The organism is Hymenobacter jeongseonensis (assembly GCF_015694725.1).
Taxonomy (GTDB): Bacteria; Bacteroidota; Bacteroidia; order Cytophagales; family Hymenobacteraceae; genus Hymenobacter; species Hymenobacter jeongseonensis.
Window position 1 is genome coordinate 449,607 of sequence record NZ_JADQDQ010000001.1, and the last position, 20,782, is coordinate 470,388.

The window sequence follows — 20,782 nt, forward strand, 5'->3', positions numbered from 1 at the left end:
TATTGTTATGGAAACGCACATTCTTACCCTTACTTTTCAGGAGTGTTCGGCGCGCTACGGCTTAGGGGTCGGTGTCGTACACGAGTTTCTGCAAGCCGGTTTGCTGCGCCCCGCACCCACGCCCGAGGCCGTTATCATTGATGAGCCGGACGAGCTGCCGCGCCTGGTGCGCTTGCACCACGAACTGGACTTGTCGCCCGAGGCGCTCGATGTTATCATGGCCATGCGCCGGCGGCTGGTGCGGCTGCAGGCCACCCTGGAGTACGAGAAGGCTCGCGCCCGCCAGCTGGAAAATTTCTTGCGGGGCAGCAGCCCGGTATTAGATTTTAATTAGCTCGCCAGCAATTACGCCACGGCCAGCGCCAGCAGCAAGCCGCCCAGCGTAGCGCCCAGCTTGGGCCAGTTGAGCCGGTGCTCCGGGCTGGTCTCAAAGAGTATGGTGGTGGAAACGTGCAGGAAGTTGCCGGCCACCAAGCCCAGCAAGGCAGCGTACAGCCCGCCACTCAGCAACTCCGACAGCACCACGTAGTTGCTGAACAAAATGCCCACCGGCGAAGCCAGGGCGAATACCAGCAGCCACGGCCACACCCGCCTGAAATTGCCCAGCCGCAGCCGCAGCAGCGTAGCCAGCGCAAACGCGGCCGGCACGTGGTGCAGCGCCACGCCTACCACGATGGCATAAAAATTCTGGCTCATCTGGCCCACTTCGGGAGTGTGCACCAAGATGCTGCCTTCCAGAAAAGAGTGCACGACCAATGCGGCCAGTAGCAGAAATGGTACCCGCCCCGCGGCATCGTGCGGACCGTGGGCGGCTTCGTGGTGCACGTGCCCGTGCTCCACGCCTTGCGAAAGCACTTCGAGCAACAATTGCCCAAAAAAACCGGCCAGCACCCAATAGCCCACCCGCTCGGGGTGCGTAGGCAGCATTTGCAGCGCTTCCGGCAAAATGTGCGTGACGGTGAGCGTAAACAAATACGCGCCGCTAAAAGCCAGCAACGGCTTCAGCCACTGGCTGCCGCGCGCTACCGGAACCCACGCGGCGGCCGCGCCCGCGCCCAGCACCGTCAGCAGCAGCAGAAAAATAGCAAACCCCATGCAAGAAGGAATGAGGAATGAGCAAGGCCGGCCGGAGCAACAGGGCGCCGGCCTCAACAGGCCGCGCCATACTTACTCCTTGCCTGCTTGCTCACTCAAAAACAGCGGCAGCTTTGCCACCGCCAGCCGGCGGGCAAAGCTGCCACCCAAACGAGAGTTACAACGGTTCTGGCGGACCAGCGGCGCCGCTAGTCGGCTTTGCGGGCGCTGTCGGCCTCTTGGCCCGACTTGCCGGCGTCGTTCAGCTTGCCGCGCTTGCGCAGGCCTTCTTCGGCATTGGCCGACATTGCCGCCTTGGCAGCCGGAGCTGGGCGTGCATCCAAATCGGCTGCCGAGCTGATGGGCTTGGTGATGGCGCCGCCTTTGGCTTGGTTGGGGGCGTGCTCGGTGTGTTGGTCGAAGTTATCGGAAACGCGGGTGCCGGGCGCCACCATGTCCAGGGATACTTTGTCGTCGGGGCGCCAGTCAGAGGGCTCGCTGCTGCACGAAGACAAGGCCAGGGAGGCAGTGGCCAGGGCCAGCAACAAAGTGTGGGTCAATTTCATCAGAAGAAAAATTAGCAGGTATGGAGTTCGGAGAAAAGTAACAACCGGTGTTTTGGCAGCCGGGCAGTCTAGTTAACCGCCCGCGCCCTTATACGGTTGCGGCTGCGGTATCAGCTGGCAAGAGGTTCTTGCGCCGCAGCAGCGATTCAAACAGCTTCAAGTCGTTGGGCGAATTGAAGATGCGCAGGGGCAAATGTAGGAACACGGGCACATCGAAGGCACGGGCCAGCCACTTGCGCCAGGGCGCCAGGCCCTCGGGTGGGGTGCCGGGCTTGAGGTACAGCAGGTAGGCGTCGGCATCGCGGCGAGCACGGCCAATCATGTCCCAGGTCAGCTGCATAGCCTTGCCTTCCTTTTCGGGGCCGACGCGCATCAGCAGTTGCTTCTGGTCCATTTCAAAGCTCATGCGCTCAAACAGCGGCTTGCTTTGCTCCATCTGGGTCACGCCGGTTACCTGCGCCGAACGAAACAGCACAAACAGCACGGTGAGCACCACCGCCAGCGCCAGCCACCACCACGAGTGCACGAAAATGGCGGGCAACAAGCCCAGCGCAAACGGAATCAGGGCATACATCCAATCTTTTTTCCAGACCTCGGCCATGGCTAGGCGGGTGTAAGTATTGGTGTCAAACTGGGTTTTCTTGGTGCGAATAGCCAGCGGCGAAGCCTGCTGGGCCTGGCGGAAGCCGCCGCCACCGCCACGTTGGTTGGGTTGGTTCATTGTAAAACTGGTGAGTAACGTCGAAACGTCATGCAGAGCGCAGCGAAGCATCTCGCGTGCATTAGTAATTCAATCAACTGAGTCACTGCTGCACGCGAGATGCTTCGCTGCGCTCTGCATGACGTTTTTAATTTAATACGCTTTTAAGCTTAAGTCCAGGCTTTTAACCGAGTGGGTGAGGGCTCCCACGGAGATGTAATCGACGCCGGTACTGGCCACGCCGGCAATGGTTTGCTCGGTGATGCCGCCGCTGGCTTCGGTGGGAAAACGGCCGTTAATCAACTCCACGGCCTCCCGCAGCAGCTCGGCGTCCATGTTGTCGAGCATGATGCGGTCAACGCCCCCGGCATTCAGCACCTGTTGCACTTCCTCGAGGGAACGGGTTTCAATTTCGATGGGCATCTGCCGGCCGGTACTGGCCAAATAGGCGCGGCTGGCCCGGATGGCCTGGGCCACGCCGCCGGCATAGTCCACGTGGTTGTCCTTCAGAATAATCATGTCGAACAGCCCGTAGCGGTGGTTAACGCCGCCACCAATGAGCACGGCCCACTTTTCGCAAAGGCGAAAGTTGGGGGTGGTTTTGCGGGTGTCAAGTAGCTTGGCCTTGGTGCCGGCCAGCAACGTGTTGAGGTAGGCCGTGTAGGTGGCAATGCCGCTCATGCGCTGCATGCAGTTGAGTACCAAGCGCTCCGCTGTGAGAATGCTCCGGGCCGGGCCTTCTACAGTGAAGGCAATGTCGCCGTGCTTGACCAGCGTTCCGTCGGTCAGCAGCACGTTCATGGTCAGCGTTGGGTCAACTTCGCTAAAAATCAGCGGCGCCAGCGCCACGCCGGCCAAAATGCCTTCGCCCTTTACCAGCAGGTGGGCCCGGTTGCGGGCATCGGCCGGAATGGAGGAAAGGGCCGAATGGTCGCCGTCGCCCACGTCCTCGGCCAGGGCCGTGCGGATGAAGGTGGTCAGCGCTTCGGGAGTGAGATAGGATGGGGTGGGAGTTTGCACAGGACAAAGGTACGGCCCTTGTCTTCGCGAATAAAACCGGACGGAACGCCCGCGTTAAAACAGATATGTAGCGCCGGGAAAAACCGGCTCGGCGCGCACCTAATTCAGCGGAAATAGCGAGCACAAAAAAGCCCCGACCAGTGCAGGTCGGGGCTTCCGTATAGCTGATTCAAGGGTTATTCCTTCGTGAAATCCAACGTGTCAATCTGCGGGGCACCCTTGGAGGGCTTGAGCTTCACAAACACACGGTACACGCCGCTACGGCCCGTGTAACGGCCAATGGCGTATTGAATGCCTTCTTTGCTCTCGCCCTGGTGAATGAATTCGAAGGCGCTGGGAGCATTTTTCGCAAAGAAGTCTTTGATGACAATCTCGGCCTGGGTGGCATTGTAGCCCTTCTTGTCGCCATCAAACCCAACTTCAACGGTGGGGGCGAGGTATTGCGATAACTCCCGGGAAGAGCCGTTGCGCAACGCCGCGCGAATGGCCCCAAGGTTTTCGGACTGCGCGTGTGCCGCGACAAAACCGAACAGGAATAGCCAGCTTAAAAATAGGGTCTTAAAGAAATAACGTTTCATTGATTAAGGTAATAAATGCGTCATCCGCGTCAGAATTAAAGCTAAAATGGTGCCAGGAAGTAAGAATGCCTTTTTCTGTAGTCGAAAATCTTAGGGAAAAGATATAGGCGTGTAATGCGTTGCGAAGGTAGATAATTCCAACCCATGGCCGAGGCAGCCGTATCTTTGCAGTATGAATAAACAGGTGTTATTGGTGATTCTGGATGGGTGGGGAATTCCCCAGAATACAACGGTTTCGGCAGTGGACGCGGCTAATACGCCGTTCTATCATGAGCTGTTGCAGCGTTTTCCGCACAGCAAATTGCAGGCTTCAGGAGAAGCCGTCGGCCTTCCCGAAGGCCAGATGGGCAATTCCGAGGTGGGGCACATGAATATCGGGGCCGGCCGCGTGGTAAACCAGGAGCTGGTGCGCATCGGCAAGTCCATTCGGGAGCGCAAGCTGGGCCAGATGCCCGCGCTGGTGAAAGCATTCGAGTACGCCATTGCCAACGATAAGCCGCTACATCTCATTGGCCTGCTGTCGGATGGCGGCGTGCATTCGCACATCGACCACGTGAAGGCCTTGTGCACCATTGCCCACGAAGCCGGGGTGCGGCGTGTCTTTGTGCACGCCTTCACCGACGGCCGCGACACCGACCCCAAGAGCGGTGTGCGCTACGTGAACGAGCTGGAGCAGTCGCTGGAGCGCAGCGGCGCCAAAATTGCCTCCGTGGTAGGCCGTTACTACGCCATGGACCGCGACCGCCGCTGGGAGCGGGTGAAGGTTGCCTACGATTTGCTGGTGAACGGCATTGGCACGCCTTCGCAAAACCTGATTCAAACCATTCAGGAGCAATACAAAGAGGACGTGACCGATGAGTTTCTGAAGCCCATCGTGAAGACGGGGGCCGATGGCCAGCCGCTGGCCACCATTCAGGACGGCGACGTGGTGCTGTGCTTCAACTTCCGCACCGACCGCGGCCGCGAAATCACCGAAGTGCTCACGCAGCAGGATTTCCACGCCTTCCAAATGAAGCGCCTGAACCTGCACTACCTAACGCTAACTAACTACGACGACACTTTTGGGGGCGTCACGCCGGTTTTCGAAACGGATAACCTCAACAATACATTAGGCGAAGTGCTGGCTGCTCACGGCAAAAAGCAGATTCGCATTGCGGAAACCGAGAAATATCCGCACGTTACGTTCTTCTTCTCCGGAGGCCGCGAAGTTGCTTTTGAGGGCGAAACGCGCATCATGCGGGCCTCGCCCAAGGTGGCGACCTACGACCTGCAGCCCGAAATGAGCGCCGCCGAATTGGTGGCGGCTCTGGTGCCGGAACTGCAAGCGCGGGCGGCCGATTTCGTGGTCCTGAACTTCGCCAACCCCGACATGGTGGGCCACACCGGCGTGTTCGAAGCCGTGGTGAAAGCCGTGGAAACCACCGATGCCTGCGCCCGCGCCGTGGTAGAAACCGCGCTGGCCGCCGGCTACGCCAGCATCATTATTGCTGACCACGGCAATGCCGAGTTCATGCGCAACGCCGACGGCTCGCCCAATACGGCGCACACCACCAACTTGGTGCCCTGCATTCTGGCCGACAACGACTACGTGGGCACGCTGGCCGATGGCAAGCTCGGCGACCTGGCGCCGACCATTCTTGAACTGATGGGCTTGCCCCAGCCCTTGGAAATGACCGGCCAAAGCTTGTTGCGCCCCGCAACGGCTACGAGCCCAGCGCCGAATGTATAAGCCCATCGCAAAGCTGAGTGGGGTGCTATTCTCTGCCCGGTGGTGCTGGCTGGTGGGAAGCGTGGTTTTGGCGGGCTGTGGTGATGCTGGTCCGGCGGCACCCGCTGCCCGCCGGCCCCTCTATTTTGATGTAAAAGGGCTGGTAACGCAGCAGGTTGAAGCGTTGGCGCAGCGCCAGGCGGCCGTTACCAAACGAGTGAGTGTGCGCGGCAACGCCTCCGAAACCGTGCGCGTGCCCGCCGTGAAATGGGCTGACGAGTTGCAGATTTTTTTCCAGGCTGATATCAACAAGGCTGCCCTGCGCGGGGCGTACGCCGTAGATTCGGTTACGCTGCCCGGCGGGCAAATCCGCCGCACCTACACGCGCTTGCCCGGCCAACCCAACGCGCCCGTTTCGCGCCTCACGGTGGTGCAGCAAGGCCGCGAAGCACAGGAAGTAGCCGCCACCATAGTGCAGAGCAACCCGCTGTTTTCGGCCCAAAAACAGTTGCGCTTCCAGCTGCAAAACGGCCAACTGCGCCATTACGAAGTGGTAGGAACCCAGAAGCTGGTGCTGTTCGACACGCTGCACTACGCCGCCGCGGGGCGGGTAGAATAGCTGGCAAAGGCAGCCTGTCCAGACAGCTGCGTTTACTTGGACTCGTAAGCTCCCAGGCTGGGGTCGGTAGCGCTGCGTCGCAGGTTAAGAATGTCGGCAGCGGGCGCAGTGCCGGACTTAGTCCGCTTGGGCGAGATGGCGGGAGAAGTGGCTTGCAGGCTGTAATCTGGCCGGCCGAAACCACTCGCTGGCGTACGTTTAAACAGCGGGTCAACATTGAGGAGGTTGTCGCTCGGGCTGCCCACCACGGCGGAAATGGTGGCGTACTCTTTCGTGCGCAACAGCGTGTTGCGGATATCCAGGGATGTGTACTCGGCGTAGTTCTTGACGAATAGTTCGTCGTCGATTCCGCTTGGTCCCAGGTTCGAACCCCACAGAATGGAATTGCGCAGGTTCAGTATCAGGGGTAGTTTGATGGTGGGGTCGGTGGCCTTCTCGTTTGTGAACGTGAGCGAAGAGGTTTCGCGGCGGAAGGTCGGCGTGTAGTTCGCAAAGGTGCAAAAATTGAAGTCATAAATTCCACCACCTACGCCCAGCACGGCGTATTCGCCGCAGTTGGTAATTAGGCAGTTGGTGGCCTTCACATCGCCCGACAGGCTGACGATGCCGCCCGGCAGGCTGATGTTGTTGACGTAGGAAGGATTGGACCCGGAAATGTTCCGGATAACCGTGTTTTCCAATACGATGTCCGGCCTTGGGGTGCGGTTTTCGGGGTTCAGGAGAAATACGCCGGCATTGGCGTTCTTGATTTCTGCGTAGCGAATGACGTTGCCTCGGCTGGTTTCGGTGAATATGATGCCCGCCCACTGGCCCGGCACATCGGCATAAAACGGCTCCAGCCGGTCGCCTTGGAAGCGCACAATCTCGCGGTTGTCCGCCTTTATCGTATCAGTCAGGCCGCTAGGGGGCGTGTAAGTGTCATTAACCAAGAGCGTACCCGCTACCACCAGCGTGGCGCCGGCGTGGCAGTAGACGCGGGCGCCCTTAGGAATGCGTAACGTGGCGTTTGGATTGACCTGTACGCCCACCGAGAACGTGGTGCTGCCCTGCACTACGTCGGTGTTTATGATGACGTGCGGCTTATCGGTGGCCCAGGTAGTGTTGCTGCTAATGAAGTCGGCGCGGTGGAAGTAGGCGTTCTGTCCGTAGGCCACCAGCTTCACGTCCTGCTCGTTGCCATTCGTGGAAAAACGCAGCTGGTCGACGAGCAGAAACGGCTTGGCCGCACTGCCGTTGTCGCCCAGCACGGCCCGCACCAGCACCAACAGGCTGTCCTGGCCCCGAATAGTAGCGCTAGTCGCCGGGCCCGCATCGCCGTTGATAACCAAGGAAAAAGTGGCGTCCGCCGCCCCGGCCAGACTGATATTTGTCTTCACCGCGCCGCCGTTGCGGTTGTAAACCCACAGGCGCTTCGTAACCGTTTTTACCGTAGTAAACACCGTGTCGAACAACACCGTATCTGCTGAAAACTCCAACCGGCCAGATGTTTGCAACAAATCCTCCTTGGGCTCGCAGCCGGGCAGGAAGGTGAGCAAGCAGCTGATAATCAGAAACAGCAGGAAGAGGTGGCGCATAGAATGAGACGCAGGCGTAGGGTGCCCCGCAGCAACGATTAAGGCAGAATGGTATTGCAGAGCCAGGCGCTCGACTTGATTTACTTGGTTACGCCTTCCTGCAGGCGTTCGGCACTTTCCGCGATGCGGAGCTGCTCCACGAAGTCGTCCACGTTGCCTTCCATCACGCTGGCCAGGTTGTACACCGTATAGCCGATGCGGTGGTCCGTGACGCGGCCCTGCGGGTAGTTGTAGGTGCGGATTTTGTCGCTGCGGTCGCCGCCGCCAATCATGCTTTTGCGCACGATGCCGTCGGCTTCGTTCTTCTTGGCCAGCTCCATGTCGTACACGCGGGAGCGCAACACGGCCAGGGCCTTATCGAAGTTCTTGAGCTGCGATTTCTGGTCCTGGCACTGGGCCACGAGGCCGGAGGGCAAGTGGGTGAGGCGCACGGCCGAGTACGTGGTGTTTACCGACTGGCCGCCGGGGCCGCTGGAGCAGAAATAGTCCTTGCGGATGTCGCTCATGTTCAGCTCCACGTCGAATTCTTCTACTTCGGGAATCACCACAATAGAAGCCACGCTGGTGTGAATGCGGCCCTGCGTTTCGGTGGCCGGCACGCGCTGCACGCGGTGCACGCCGCTTTCAAACTTGAGCTTGCCGTACACGTCTTCGCCGCGTACGGCCACAATAATTTCCTTGTAGCCGCCGGCGGTGCCGTCCATGGCGTCGATGAGCTCCATTTTCCAGCCCTGCTTCTCGGCAAAGCGCATGTACATGCGCTGCAGGTCGCCGGCAAAAATGGCCGCTTCGTCGCCGCCCGCGCCGGCCCGGATTTCCATAATGACGTCCTTCGAGTCGTTTGGGTCCTTAGGCAGCAGCAGGTCTTTAATCACGCCTTCGAGGCGTTCCTGCTCGGGCTGCAGCTCGTCGAGCTCGTCCTTGGCCATCTGGCGGAAGTCCTCGTCCTTCTCCGTCGAAATCACCTGACGAGCGTTTTCGATGTTGCTGAGCACGCCTTGGTAGTTGCGGTACTCGGCCACAATCTTGCCCAGCTCCTTGTATTCCTTGTTGAGGGCCTTGTAGCGTTTCAGGTCCGACATCACGTCGGGCTGCATCAACTCCTCGTTCACGTTATTGTAGCGCTGGCTGATGGCTTCTAGTTTATCAAGCATCGGGTGTTCGGTATTTAGTCTTTAGTTTGCAAAGGTACTGAATCTAAACACCGCTATGTAGGCCGGACGTTCATTCAGAACTTGACCTGACTAACCGCCCCGCGGCCGAAGTGTATGCAAGTGTTGAAATTTGGGGGCACTTCCGTGGCTTCCGCCGAAAATATCCGCAAATCCGTGGCCATTGCCGCCGCGGCCGCCGCGCAAGGACCCGTCGTCATGGTGGTATCGGCTTTGGGCGGCACCACCGATGCGCTAATTAGCACCGGCAGCGCCGCGGCCATGGCCGACGCCACGTATCGCCATACCCTCGACCAGCTGGAACAGCGGCATTTAAGCGCCGCGCTCGAGCTGCTGCACGACGGGCAGCAGGGCGTGGAGAAAGCAGTTGTCGAAGCCCAATTTGCTGAAGTGCGGCGCCTCTGCGACGGCATATTTGCCCTAGGCGAACTCTCGCCGCGCACCCTGGATAAGCTCATGAGCTACGGCGAGTTGCTCTCGTCGCGCCTGATAGCTTCGGCAGCCCAAGCCCAAGGCCTGGACGCCGTGTGGGCCGATGCCCGGCAGCTCATTCGCACCGATTCGCGCTTCGGCATGGCCGAGGTAAACACGGCGGCCACCGAGCGCCAGGTTGCCTTTTTCAAGGCCAAGACCGAACAGACCATCTGGGTGGTGCCCGGTTTCATCGCCGCCGATGCCAACGGCACCACCACCACGCTCGGCCGCGGCGGCTCCGACTACACCGCCGCCCTGCTGGCGGCTGCGCTCGGGGCCGACAAGCTGGAAATCTGGACCGACGTGAGCGGCATGATGACCGCCGACCCGCGCCTGGTGCGCAGCGCCCGGGCCATTGCGCGCATCAGCTACCAGGAGGCCATGGAGCTCTCGCACTTCGGTGCCAAGGTGCTCTACCCGCCTACCATCCAGCCCGTAATGAAGCGCGGCATTCCGCTGTGGATTAAAAATACCTTCGCGCCAAACGATTACGGCACACTGGTGGAGGTAACGCCGCCCCACACGGCGGCCGTGGTGCAGGGCATTTCCAGCATCGGCAGCCTCACGCTGCTCAACCTGGAAGGCAGCGGCATGGTGGGCATTCCCGGCTTCTCGATGCGGCTGTTTGCGGCGCTGGCCCGGGAGCGTATCAACGTGGTACTCATCACCCAAAGCTCGTCGGAACACTCCATCTGCGTGGGCGTGAACGAAGCCGACACCGCACCAGCGCAAGTGGCGGTAGACGAAGAGTTTGCCGGGGAAATTGCCGCCGGCCGCATCGAGCCGCTGCGGCCCGAGCGCGGGCTGGCCATTGTGGCGCTGGTGGGCGACAACATGAAGGACCACCCCGGCATCAGCGGCAAGCTATTTGGCGCACTGGGGCAGAACGGCGTGAACATCCGGGCCATCGCGCAGGGCGCTTCGGAGAAGAATATCTCAACGGTGATTCGGGCCGCCGATGTGCGCAAAGCCATCAACGTGCTGCACGAGGCGTTTTTTGAGGCGACTTACAAGCAGGTGAACCTGTTCATCCTCGGGCCCGGCAACGTGGGCAGCAAACTGCTGGAGCAGCTGGCCAAGCAACAGGCTCACCTGCTCGAAAACCTGGGCTTGCAGGTGCGCGTGGTGGCCATTGCCAGCAGCCGCCACTGCGTGGTGAACGAGCAAGGCCTGGACCTCACGGCCTGGCCCGAAGAGCTGGCCGGTGCGCCCGCCCAAAGTCTGGAAGAGTTTACGCAGCTCATCATCGGGCGCAACCTGCGGAACTCTATTTTTGTGGACGTGACGGCCAACCCCGCCGCCGCCCGTTGCTACCCCCGGCTGTTGGAAAAAAGCGTGGCCGTGGTGGCCTGCAACAAGGTGGCGGCGTCGTCGGACTACGCCAGCTACGCTCAATTAAAAAGCCTTTCCAAGGAGTTCAACGCCAGCTTCTTGTTTGAAACCAACGTGGGTGCGGGCCTGCCCGTCATCGGCACGCTCAACGACCTCACGCGCAGCGGCGACGTGGTGCGGCGCATGCAGGCCGTGCTCTCGGGCACGCTCAACTTCGTGTTCAACAATTACGACGGCAGCCGGCTTTTTGCCGATGTGGTGCGCCAGGCTCAGGCCGAAGGCTACACCGAGCCCGACCCGCGCCTCGACCTGAGCGGCAGCGACGTGGCCCGCAAAATCCTGATTCTGGCCCGCGAAGCCGGCCAGGTGATGGAAATGAGCGACATTGAAATCGACTCCTTCCTGCCGCCCGCCTGCCTGGAGGGCGATGTAGAAGCGTTCTACACCCAGCTGGCGGCGCACGAAGCGCACTTCCGCGCGCTCTACGATGACGCTACGGCCGCCGGCACGCGCCTTAAGTTTGTGGCCCGCTATGCCGACGGACACGCCGCCGTGGGCCTGCAACAAATTCCGCCCGGCCACGATTTGTACGACCTGCGCGGCAAAGACAACGTGGTGCTGTTCTACACCGACCGCTACGTGGAGCAGCCGCTCGTGGTGAAAGGAGCCGGCGCGGGCGCCGAAGTCACGGCGTCGGGGGTATTCGCCGACATTGTTCGGGCCGCGCGGTTGTAACGCAGACATTCAGTCTGCTAGTCTGCGCCACCCTTGCGCTTGTGACCGCATCTTTTAACTTATTTGTTCACTCGCGGACTAAAAGTCCGCGCTACTTCATGCCCAATTCCGTTCTGGTTCACTCGCCCGCTACGCTCTCCAACCTGGGCTGCGGCTTCGATGTATTTGGCCTGGCCCTGGCCGCTCCGTACGACACTATTCGCATCTGCCGCACCGCCGAGCCGGGCGTGCGCATACAACACCTTGACCAGTACCGACTGCCTACCGACCCGGCCCAAAACGTAGCCGGGGTAGCGCTGCTGGCCCTGCTGGCGGAGGTGCCGGAGCAAATTGGCTTCGATGTAGAAATCATCAAAGGCATCAAACCCGGCAGCGGCGTAGGCAGCAGCGCGGCCAGCGCGGCGGGAGCGGTGGTGGGGGCCAATGCCTTGCTGGGCCACCGCTTTACGAAAATGCAGCTGGTGGATTTTGCGATGGCCGGCGAGCTGGTGGCCTCCGGCGCCCGACACGCTGACAACATCGCGCCCGCCATTTTTGGCGGCTTCACCGTGGTGCGGGCCCTCGAGCCGGTGCTGGATATCCTGGCTTTGCCGGCGCCGCCGCTGTGGGTGGCCGTGGTGCACCCCCAGATTGAGGTGAAAACGAGCGATTCCCGAAAGGTGCTGCCCGCGACCGTGCCGCTGGGCCTGGCCGTGCGGCAGTGGGCCAACGTGGCCGGGCTCGTGGCCGGCTTCCTCACGGCCGACTACGACCTGATTGGCCGCTCGATGGAAGACTACATTGTGGAGCCGGCGCGGCTGCCGCTCATTCCCGGCCTGGCCGAAGCACGGAAGGGTGCCCTGGCGGCCGGCGCCATTGGAGGCGGTATTTCGGGTTCGGGGCCGTCGGTTTTTATGCTGAACAGGACGGAGGCCAGCGCGCAGGCCGTAGGAGAAGCGATGGGCAGCGTTTTTGCCGAACTGGGCATCGCGTTCAACACGTATGTAGGGCCCGTGGCCACGGAAGGCGCGAAGGTTATTTCGGAAGCGTAAGCAGGACGTTCTTTTGCAACTCATGAGCCCCCAATGAAATACTACAGCCTCCGTCACCAGTCGCCGCTGGTTGATTTTCGCACGGCTACCGTTACCGGGCAGGCGCCGGATGGCGGCTTGTACTTCCCCGAAACCATTCCCCGGTTTCAGCCAGGTTTCCTGCGGGAGCTGCGCCACCTGAGCAAAGCCACTGTGGCCCTGAACGTGATGCGGCCGTACGTGGGCACTACCATTCCGGAAAGCGAGTTGCAGCGCATTTGTGCCGAGGCGGTGGACTTTGCGTTTCCGCTTGTGCCAATGGCGGCGGGCATATCGGTTCTGGAGCTGTTTCATGGGCCTACGTTGGCTTTTAAAGACGTGGGGGCGCGGTTTATGAGCCGTTGCCTGAGCTATTTTGCCCGGCAGGGCGACACACCGCCTGTAACCGTGCTGGTAGCCACTTCCGGCGATACGGGCGGGGCCGTGGCCAGCGGCTTCCTAGGCGTGCCGGGGGTAGAAGTCGTCATCCTCTATCCCTCCGGCAAGGTGAGCCCGGTGCAGGAGCAGCAGCTCACCACCCTGGGCCAGAACATTACGGCGCTGGAAGTGAACGGCACCTTCGACGACTGCCAGGCCTTGGTGAAGCAGGCGTTTCAGGACCGGGAAATTGCCCGGCACCGTTTCCTCACCTCGGCCAATTCCATCAACGTGGCGCGCTGGTTGCCGCAGCAGGTTTATTACTGCTTTGCCTGGCAGCAGTGGCCCGCCGAAGCGCCCGCGCCGGTGGTGGCGGTGCCAAGCGGCAATTTTGGCAACTTGTGCGCCGGGCTATTAGCCCAGGCATCGGGCCTGCCACTGGGCCATTTCATTGCCGCCTGCAACGCCAACGACCCCGTGCCGGTGTACCTGCGCACGGGCAGCTACGCGCCCCGCCCGGCCGTGCCCACCTTCTCCAACGCCATGGACGTGGGCAACCCCAGCAACTTTGTGCGCATCCTGGAGCTGTTTGAAAACGACCTGGGCAAGCTGCGGGCCGCCCTCAGCGCCGACACCGTGACCGATGCGGAAACCGTGGCGGCCATCCGGGAGGTGTGGGCCCGGGAGGGGTACTTGCTGGAGCCCCACGCGGCCGTTGCCCACACGGCGTTGCGCCGCTACCAGGCCCGGCACGCGGCGGCCGAAGGGCTGATTCTGGCCACGGCCCACCCCGTCAAGTTTCCCGAGGTAGTCGAGCCCATTCTGGGCCATGCCGTTCCAATGCCGGAGGCGGTGGCGCAACTCCAAAATCGGCTCAAACGAAGTGTGCCGTTAGCGGTTGATTACGAACAGTTGAAAGCCTATCTGATGAAATAGAAACGTGCTTCGGTACGTTTGCAGTCTGTATTGCATGCTCCCCTTGATGTTCAATCGCATTTTTTGTCTGCTCTCCACGCCCGCTGGTGCTCGGCGCGTAGCCGCGCGCTTTTACTTGGTGGCCTCCGTGGCAACGGCCGCCACCGCTTGCCGCCCCGACCAAATCGAACACCTCAAGGACAGCAAGCGCATCGGCATCGAAACGGCCAACTGGGAGGTGAAGCGCATCATGCCCAAAGACCTGCTGCGCGCCACGCGCTGGGCCGGCGACTCGCTCACGGCCACGGCCGATACGCTGCTGCGCCGCACGCTGGCCCGCGAGCTGGCGGCCGGCGGGGTGGCCGGTGCGGCCAAATTTTGCCGGCCCGAAACATATCGACTGGTCGACTCTCTGGCGGGGGTGATGAAAGCCACGCCCCGCCGCGTGAGTGCCCGGCCGCGCAACGCAGCCCAACAAATGGCCCTCAGCGCCGAGGCCACGCGTACCGACACCACGCGCACCGTCCGGCGCGAGTCGCAGGAGGTCTTCTTCTATCAGCGCCCCATTGTGCTCAACAACGCGCTGTGCCTGCGCTGCCACGGCGAGGTGGGCAAGGACATTGCCGCGGCCGATTACGCAGTTATCAAAAAGCAGTTTCCGCAGGACCAGGCCACGGGCTACCGCATGGGCCAGCAAATGGGGGCCTGGCAGGTGAGCCTGCGCCGCAACGGCGTGGCCGAATTCTGGACCATGAAGACGCGCAAAAAATGGAAGGAGCATAAAATGCCCAAGCTGTTTTAACCTTCGCTCAGCAGCTGGGCCGTCGGCTACGTATGGCTAGATTGGAATGTTTATCGCCCCAATAGGGTGCAACAGTTCGGTAGGTAAATAATTGACTTCTCACGGGTGAACTTCTGCACGCCCATAATCCACGAATGACTTCTTCCTCTAAACCCATCATCATCGTTGGGGCCGGCATGGCGGGCCTGGCCTGCGCCACGTGGCTGCACCGGGCCGGCCGACCTGTACTAATTCTCGATGCCGCCGATGCCGTGGGTGGCCGCGTGCGCACCGACACCACGCCCGATGGCTTCCGGCTCGACCGCGGCTTTCAGGTGCTACTCACCAATTACCCAGAAGCCCGGCGCATTTTTGACTACGGCGCCCTGCAGCTGAAATCCTTTCGCTCCGGAGCGGTTATTCGCCTGGCCAATGGCCACGAAACCACGCTGCAAAACCCCTTGCAGCGCCCGCTATCCGCCTTTTCGGCGCTGACTTCACCCATTGGCAGCCTGCCGGATAAGCTGCGCATCGTGAGTCTGGTGCGGCATGTGCTCAAGCACACGCCCGAAGCGCTGCTGGCCCGCCCCGCTACCAACACGCTCACCTTTCTGCAACGCTACGGCTGGAGCGAGCAGATGATAAATACCTTCTTCAAGCCCTTTTTTGGCGGTGTTTTTCTGGACAGGGAGCTGAGCACGGCCAGCAATTTTTTCGAATTCGTGTTCCAGCAGTTTGTGACCGGCGAAGCCGCGGTGCCCGCGCTGGGCATGCAGCAGCTACCGGAGCAGTTGGCGAGCCGCTTGCCCGCCAACTCTGTGCAGCTGAACACGCCGGTGGCCGCGGTGGAGGGCACGCGGGTGCGCCTCAAGTCCGGCCAAGTGCTGGACGGCGCGGCCGTGGTGGTGGCTACCGACGGCCTGACCGCCTTGCGCCTTCTGGCCGGCCGCAGCGGCAATGCCGACGACGGCTGCATGGTGCAGGCCACCGGCTTTCCGACAGCGGCGCGCCTCACCACTTGCACCTACTTTGCGGCCGATGGCAATTCGCCGGGCCGCGGCGATAAGCTGCTGCGCCTGAACGCCACGCCGGGGGCATTGGCCCACAACGTAAGCTTTCCAGCCGATGTGAGTGCCGCCTACGCGCCAAGTGGACGGAGCCTGATTTCCGTCAGCACGCACGGCGAACGCAGCCTGACCGAAGCCGAGCTCACAGCCGGTCTGCGCGACGAACTGGCCGCTTGGTTTGGGCCGGCCGCCCGGCAGTGGGAACATGTGCGCAGCTACCGCATCCCGGCGGCCCTGCCCGTGTACCTGCCCGGCCAGCCTGTGCGGCAGTCTCTCAAACTGGCCGACGGTCTGTACCGCTGTGGCGACTGGGCCGCTTATCCGTCGTTGAACGCGGCGCTGGCCACCGGCCGCGAGGTTGCCGAAATGCTGTTGGCATAGTAGCGACCTGTTTGCTTGCAAAGGGTTGCTTCGCCCCGTGGCTGCTCACGCTTCGGCTAGCGTGTAGCGCCGCTCTTTCCATTCCAGGCGGGTGGGCCAGAGTGTATAGGCCAGCACGGCTACCGACATGATGCAGAGGTACAACTCGTAGAGCAGCAGGACGGCCACATGCTCGCGCCGGCCGGTTTGCCGCAGGGTAATGGCCAGGAACAAGGTTTGAAAGCCCGTTTTGGCCAGGTAAATTCCGGTAATAATGGAAAGCGGAAACAGCCCCGGCCAGCACAGCACCGTGTAGAATGTAGCGTACATCCCGAATAGGCCCGTCAGGTACCAGGGCAGGCCGCTGGCTGATTTCAGCCACCGTTTGCGCTGCTTTAGTAGGGCGGAAAAATTGGGTTGGGCTTCCGAAATACCAAGGGCCTGGGGCTCGCACAGGTGACGGAACCCCCAGCCCCGGGCCACTACTTTCTGAAAAATCTGGAGGTCTTCGCTCACGCTGAACCGCATGTTCTCCAGGCCGCCAATGCTTTCGTAAGCGGCCCGGGTAAGGAGCATGTTGTTGCCGATGGCGGACGTGGGCAGCCCCCGTTCGGCCAGCACCCGGATGACATTGAGGCCAAACAGCCAGTCGAGCCCCTGCAAGCGTCCAAAAAGATTGCCTTCGGCGGTGGTGATGCCCGTGACTACGCCTACGCCGGGCTCCAAGGCGGCCAGCATGGTAGCCACCCAATCGGGCGGTAAGGCCATGTCGGCATCCGTAAACAGCAGATAGTTGGTGGTAGCGGCCCGACACAAGTGAGCCAGCGCGTTGCTTTTGTCTTTGGTGCAGCCCAGTCGCTCGCGCACCCGCAGCAGTCGAAACTGGGGCTTGTCCCGGATGAATTCTTCTATTACTGCGGCCGTGGCATCGGTGGAGTGGTCGTCGGCAATGATGATTTCGAGGCGACCGGTCGGGTACTTCTGCTGCGCCAACGAGCGCAGGCAGCGCTCAATGGACGCCTGCTCGTTGCGGGCCGCTACCAGAATGCTCACCCGCGGCCGGGGCGCCCGCACTCCCCGCCGCCGTGGCCGCTGGCGCCTGGACAGCAGCACCAGCAACCCAAGGCAAACCACAAAAAACAGCCCGAAGAAAATACCCGCCGCCAGCATGCACTATTCATAAGGTGAATCCTTTGAATACGCAGGCCGCCCCAATGGCTGCTATCGGATAAATGCTGGTTTTTACAATTGCTAAGTGCTACAAATACGGAGAATTGTAAGGGTGATTATACTTCTGGGTTGGCCGGGGCTAGCTTCTCGTAACCCAAAGTATCGGCGGGTTCATCCGTGGTGACCGAACGAACATCGTCGGCATCGTCAACGCGGAGGGTGAGTAGTCCGGAAATTATCATGGAGATACCACCCAGCACCAAAGTCAATACCGACGCGCCATGAAAAACATTTTTGGTGAAAAAGCCGAGGGTAACGCCGGCCACCATCTGAGGAATTACAATGAAGAAGTTGAAGACACCCATGTAATAGCCCATCTTATTCCACGGCAATGCACCAGCGAGCATCGCATAAGGAACCGACAGGATGCTGGCCCAAGCGATACCCACACCCACCATCGATAGCAGTAGCATTTTGGGGTCCTGCACAAAGTAGATAGAAATCAGGCCTAAGCCGCCAGCCGTGAGGCAGAGCATATGGGTAAGGCGGCGATTAGTGAGCCGGGCGATACTGGGAAGCAGAAGCGCAAAAACGGCCGAAACCCCGTTGTAAACAGAAAAGCAGACGCCCACCCAATCGGCGCCTTCGTTGTAAAGCTTTGAAGTAGTGTCGGTGGTGTGGTAAATGTGGCTGGTAATTGCCGGAGTCATATAAATCCACATCGCGAACAGCGCTAACCAAGAAAAGAATTGCACTGCGGCCAGTTGCTTCATGGTTTTGGGCATATTAAAAATTCCCATGAACGACTCGCGTACACCGTTCCAGAAACCGGCAGTGCGCCGCTTTTCTTCTTCAAAGGCATCCATGTCTTCGGGCGGGTACTCTTTAGTTCGAATCACCGTCCAGAGTACGGCTAAGAGAAATACCACGCCGCCAATGTAGAATGCGTACTTAACAGACAAGGGAATCTGGCCTGGACCAGCTGTATTGCTTACATTAAACCAGTTAGTGAACATCCAAGGCAGAGATGACGCCACAATGGCACCAACCCCGATGAAGAAAGTTTGGGCGGCGAAGCCCGTGGTGCGCTGCTCGGATGGCAACACATCGCCTACCAAGGCTCTAAAAGGCTCCATAGAAATGTTAATGCTAGAATCCATAATCCAGAGCATTCCGGCTGCCATCCACAGGGCTGTTACATTGGGCATCACCAATAGTGCAATGGATGCGAGAATAGCTCCTACCAGAAAGAAGGGGCGTCGACGGCCCCAGCGAGGACTCCAAGTGCGGTCAGACATGTAGCCCACAATGGGTTGCACTAGTAAGCCCGTGGTAGGTGCGGCCAACCATAGGAAGGCAATATCGTCGGTATTGGCCCCCATGGTTTCGAAGATTCGGCTGACATTGGCGTTTTGCAACGCAAAGCCAAACTGAATGCCCAAAAAGCCGAAGCTCATGTTCCAGATTTGCCAGAAGCTAAGGCGGGGTTTTTCGCGGGTACTAACCGAGGAAGCGGCGGTGGGAGCAGCCATTGAAGCAGGAGGAGAAAGTGAAGGCCGCGCGGCCCGCCAGAATAGTGGGGGCGGCGCGGCCTTCAAACTTACTAATTCCGGGGCGTACTACGGCACCTTACTGGGGCTTTAGCTCAAATATATAAGCCGAAAGGGGGGCTAGGGTGAGCTTGAGGGTGTTGCGCGGCTCGCCCGGGTTGAGCAGGTCGGTGTAGTTATAGAATTTTTTATTGTTCAGGCCCATGGCCGTCATGGCCTCAGCGGGAATGGTGATGACGGGCCGGTAGGTTTTGTCGGCGCTGAAATTGACCACGACCAGCAGCTGCTGCTTATCTGTGTAGCGCAAGTAGGTGTAGAGGTGGCGCTGATTGTATTCTTTGCCCAAGTTGTTGGCGTCCTGCAACTCGTAGAAGCGGCCTTTGCGGATGGCTTCGCTGGAGCTGGCCACGTTCAGCAGGCGCGAGTAAAAATCGTGCAGATTTTTCTGCTCCAAGCCGAGCCTTGCGCCGTCGAACTTGCCTTGGTTCAGCCACTTTTGGTGTTCGGGTACGCCCCAATAATCGAAAATGGAGGTGCGGCCGTCTTCGCTGCTGAAGCCTTCGCTGCCGTGGGCGGGCTCGCCCACCTCCTGCCCGAAGTAGAGCATCACCGGACCCGAGGCCAGCGTGGCCGTCACGGTCATGGCCGGAATGGCGCGGCGTGGGTCGGTGGCAAAGTCCTTGGAGGCGATGCGCTGCTCGTCGTGGTTTTCCAGAAATCGCAGCATCCGCGACGAAAAGCCGTTGCTTTCCTCTTTCCACACCTTGGTAATTTCCTCGGTGGTGCCTTCCTGGCGCATAAGCCGGCGCAGGCCGTCGTAGAGCCCTACTTTGTCGTAGAGGTAGTCGAATTTGCCCTGGTCCAGGTATGTTTTGTACACCTTGGGGTCGTAGGCCTCGGCAATGAACACGATGTTGGGGTTCACCTTTTTTACTTCCGGAATGACGTAGGCCCAGAACTCGACGGGTACCATTTCGGCCATGTCGCAGCGGAAACCGTCCACGTTTTTGCCGGCCCAGTACACGAGAATGTCGCGCATCTTTTTCCAGGTGTCGGGCACGGTTGCGAAGTAGGGCTTGCGGCCGTTCTGGTAGTCCACGCCGTAGTTGAGCTTGGTGGTTTCAAACCAGTCGTTGACGCTGGGCGCTTCCGAGAAAACGTCGTTTCCGGTGGCTTTGGCGGGTATTTCGGCGTATTTTTTGTCTTCCGCCGGGCCTTTCAGCGGGCCGAGCGGGTTGTAGTCGGCGGGCACCACGAAGCTTTTGCCCGGCAAATAGTAGAAGTTGTTATTGGGCGCAAACGCTTTGGTTTTGTCGTCCATCGCGCCCAAGTCCACCACGCCTTGGGGCTTGGCGTCGGACCGGTACGACCGCGCCACGTGGTTCGGAATGAAGTCCATGAGAACTTTCAGGCCCTGGTCGTGGGTGCGCTTGATGAGGGCCTCGTACTCGGGCATGCGGTTTTTCACCACCACGGCTAGGTCGGGGGCTACGTCGTAGTAGTCCTTGATGGCGTAGGGCGAGCCCGCGCGGCCTTTCACCACGTCGGCGTCGTCGGCCGGAATGCCCTGGGAGCTGTAGTCCGTCATGGTGGCGTGCTCGAGCACGCCGGTGTACCACACGTGCGACACGCCCATCTTCTTGATTTCGGCGAGGGCTTTGTCGGAAATGTCGTTGAATTTGCCGCAGCCGTTCTCCGAAATGGTGCCGTAGGGCTTGTTCAGGGCCACTTTGTTGCCGAACAGCCGGGGCAGCAGCTGGTAGATAACCAGCTTGTGGTCCTGAGGGGTTTCCGCGGTGGTATTGGGGTCGTTATCGGTGGTGCGTTTGTCGTGCACGGGTGGGGTGGGCAAAGAGAAAGCAGCCAAGGTGAGGAGCCCGCCGGCCAGCAACAGTTTTTTCATGGTGCGGCAAGATAATAGTTCTGTTACCAGTTATCAGTCAGCCGTTCCCAAATAAGT

At 60.4% G+C, this 20,782-nt stretch carries 18 protein-coding genes; 8 read left to right on the plus strand and 10 right to left on the minus strand.

All coding sequences use genetic code 11. The features are described from left to right. Positions 1–7: 7 nt before the first annotated feature. Positions 8–334, plus strand: a complete 327-nt coding sequence (locus I2I05_RS01920) for a chaperone modulator CbpM (RefSeq protein ID WP_196280509.1) — start codon at positions 8–10, stop codon at positions 332–334. 11 nt (positions 335–345) lie between these two features. Here I2I05_RS01920 and I2I05_RS01925 read toward each other — a convergent pair whose 3' ends face one another. From I2I05_RS01925 to I2I05_RS01945, 5 genes are all read right to left on the minus strand, one after another. Then, positions 346–1,095 carry a ZIP family metal transporter gene (locus tag I2I05_RS01925; protein WP_196280510.1) on the minus strand — a complete coding sequence of 250 codons (750 nt, stop codon included), beginning with the start codon at positions 1,093–1,095 and terminating at the stop codon, positions 346–348. Between the two features lie 188 nt (positions 1,096–1,283). Continuing rightward, positions 1,284–1,640 (minus strand): hypothetical protein, encoded by a 357-nt coding sequence (locus I2I05_RS01930; RefSeq protein ID WP_196280511.1) that lies wholly within the window; start codon positions 1,638–1,640, stop codon positions 1,284–1,286. 88 nt (positions 1,641–1,728) lie between these two features. Further along, positions 1,729–2,361 (minus strand): hypothetical protein, encoded by a 633-nt coding sequence (locus I2I05_RS01935; protein WP_196280512.1) that lies wholly within the window; start codon positions 2,359–2,361, stop codon positions 1,729–1,731. Positions 2,362–2,493: 132 nt separating this feature from the next. Next, positions 2,494–3,360 (minus strand): carboxylating nicotinate-nucleotide diphosphorylase, encoded by an 867-nt coding sequence (nadC, locus tag I2I05_RS01940; protein ID WP_196280513.1) that lies wholly within the window; start codon positions 3,358–3,360, stop codon positions 2,494–2,496. Positions 3,361–3,536: 176 nt separating this feature from the next. Continuing rightward, positions 3,537–3,938 carry a DUF4783 domain-containing protein gene (locus tag I2I05_RS01945; protein WP_196280514.1) on the minus strand — a complete coding sequence of 134 codons (402 nt, stop codon included), beginning with the start codon at positions 3,936–3,938 and terminating at the stop codon, positions 3,537–3,539. A gap of 172 nt (positions 3,939–4,110) precedes the next feature. On the opposite strand from I2I05_RS01945, the gene gpmI reads away from it, so the two are divergent. After that, positions 4,111–5,667 carry a 2,3-bisphosphoglycerate-independent phosphoglycerate mutase gene (gpmI, locus tag I2I05_RS01950; protein WP_196280515.1) on the plus strand — a complete coding sequence of 519 codons (1,557 nt, stop codon included), beginning with the start codon at positions 4,111–4,113 and terminating at the stop codon, positions 5,665–5,667. Further along, positions 5,660–6,265 carry a hypothetical protein gene (locus I2I05_RS01955; RefSeq protein WP_196280516.1) on the plus strand — a complete coding sequence of 202 codons (606 nt, stop codon included), beginning with the start codon at positions 5,660–5,662 and terminating at the stop codon, positions 6,263–6,265. Before gpmI ends, I2I05_RS01955 begins: the two co-directional genes overlap by 8 nt. A gap of 32 nt (positions 6,266–6,297) precedes the next feature. Here the strand turns inward: I2I05_RS01955 and I2I05_RS01960 are convergent, their stop codons facing one another. Beyond that, entirely contained in the window at positions 6,298–7,839 is a 1,542-nt protein-coding gene (locus tag I2I05_RS01960) for a hypothetical protein (RefSeq protein WP_196280517.1), read from the minus strand. Positions 7,840–7,919: 80 nt separating this feature from the next. Then, the gene (prfA, locus tag I2I05_RS01965) at positions 7,920–8,993 is read right to left on the minus strand and encodes a peptide chain release factor 1 (protein ID WP_196280518.1); all 1,074 of its coding nucleotides are present in this window, start codon (positions 8,991–8,993) and stop codon (positions 7,920–7,922) included. 114 nt (positions 8,994–9,107) lie between these two features. On the opposite strand from prfA, the gene thrA reads away from it, so the two are divergent. The 5 genes from thrA (at position 9,108) to I2I05_RS01990 (ending at position 16,123) form a co-directional block, all read left to right on the plus strand. Further along, positions 9,108–11,552, plus strand: coding sequence for a bifunctional aspartate kinase/homoserine dehydrogenase I (thrA, locus tag I2I05_RS01970; protein WP_196280519.1), 2,445 nt, complete (start codon positions 9,108–9,110; stop codon positions 11,550–11,552). Between the two features lie 98 nt (positions 11,553–11,650). Then, positions 11,651–12,583 carry a homoserine kinase gene (locus tag I2I05_RS01975; protein WP_196280520.1) on the plus strand — a complete coding sequence of 311 codons (933 nt, stop codon included), beginning with the start codon at positions 11,651–11,653 and terminating at the stop codon, positions 12,581–12,583. A 33-nt stretch (positions 12,584–12,616) separates the two neighbouring features. After that, positions 12,617–13,915, plus strand: coding sequence for a threonine synthase (thrC, locus tag I2I05_RS01980; RefSeq protein WP_196280521.1), 1,299 nt, complete (start codon positions 12,617–12,619; stop codon positions 13,913–13,915). Between the two features lie 46 nt (positions 13,916–13,961). Then, positions 13,962–14,696, plus strand: coding sequence for a c-type heme family protein (locus I2I05_RS01985; RefSeq protein ID WP_196280522.1), 735 nt, complete (start codon positions 13,962–13,964; stop codon positions 14,694–14,696). Between the two features lie 134 nt (positions 14,697–14,830). After that, positions 14,831–16,123: a protoporphyrinogen/coproporphyrinogen oxidase gene (locus I2I05_RS01990; protein ID WP_196280523.1), complete on the plus strand. Its 1,293-nt coding sequence runs from the start codon at positions 14,831–14,833 to the stop codon at positions 16,121–16,123. Positions 16,124–16,168: 45 nt separating this feature from the next. On the opposite strand, the gene I2I05_RS01995 is transcribed toward I2I05_RS01990, so the two are convergent. The 3 genes from I2I05_RS01995 to I2I05_RS02005 form a co-directional block, all read right to left on the minus strand. Beyond that, positions 16,169–17,272, minus strand: a complete 1,104-nt coding sequence (locus I2I05_RS01995; protein ID WP_196280524.1) for a glycosyltransferase — start codon at positions 17,270–17,272, stop codon at positions 16,169–16,171. 116 nt (positions 17,273–17,388) lie between these two features. Then, on the minus strand, positions 17,389–18,804 hold the full coding sequence (locus tag I2I05_RS02000) for an MFS transporter (RefSeq protein WP_230688081.1): 1,416 nt from the start codon (positions 18,802–18,804) through the stop codon (positions 17,389–17,391). A 97-nt stretch (positions 18,805–18,901) separates the two neighbouring features. Continuing rightward, positions 18,902–20,725: an alpha-amylase family protein gene (locus I2I05_RS02005; protein WP_196280525.1), complete on the minus strand. Its 1,824-nt coding sequence runs from the start codon at positions 20,723–20,725 to the stop codon at positions 18,902–18,904. Positions 20,726–20,782: the final 57 nt, after the last annotated feature.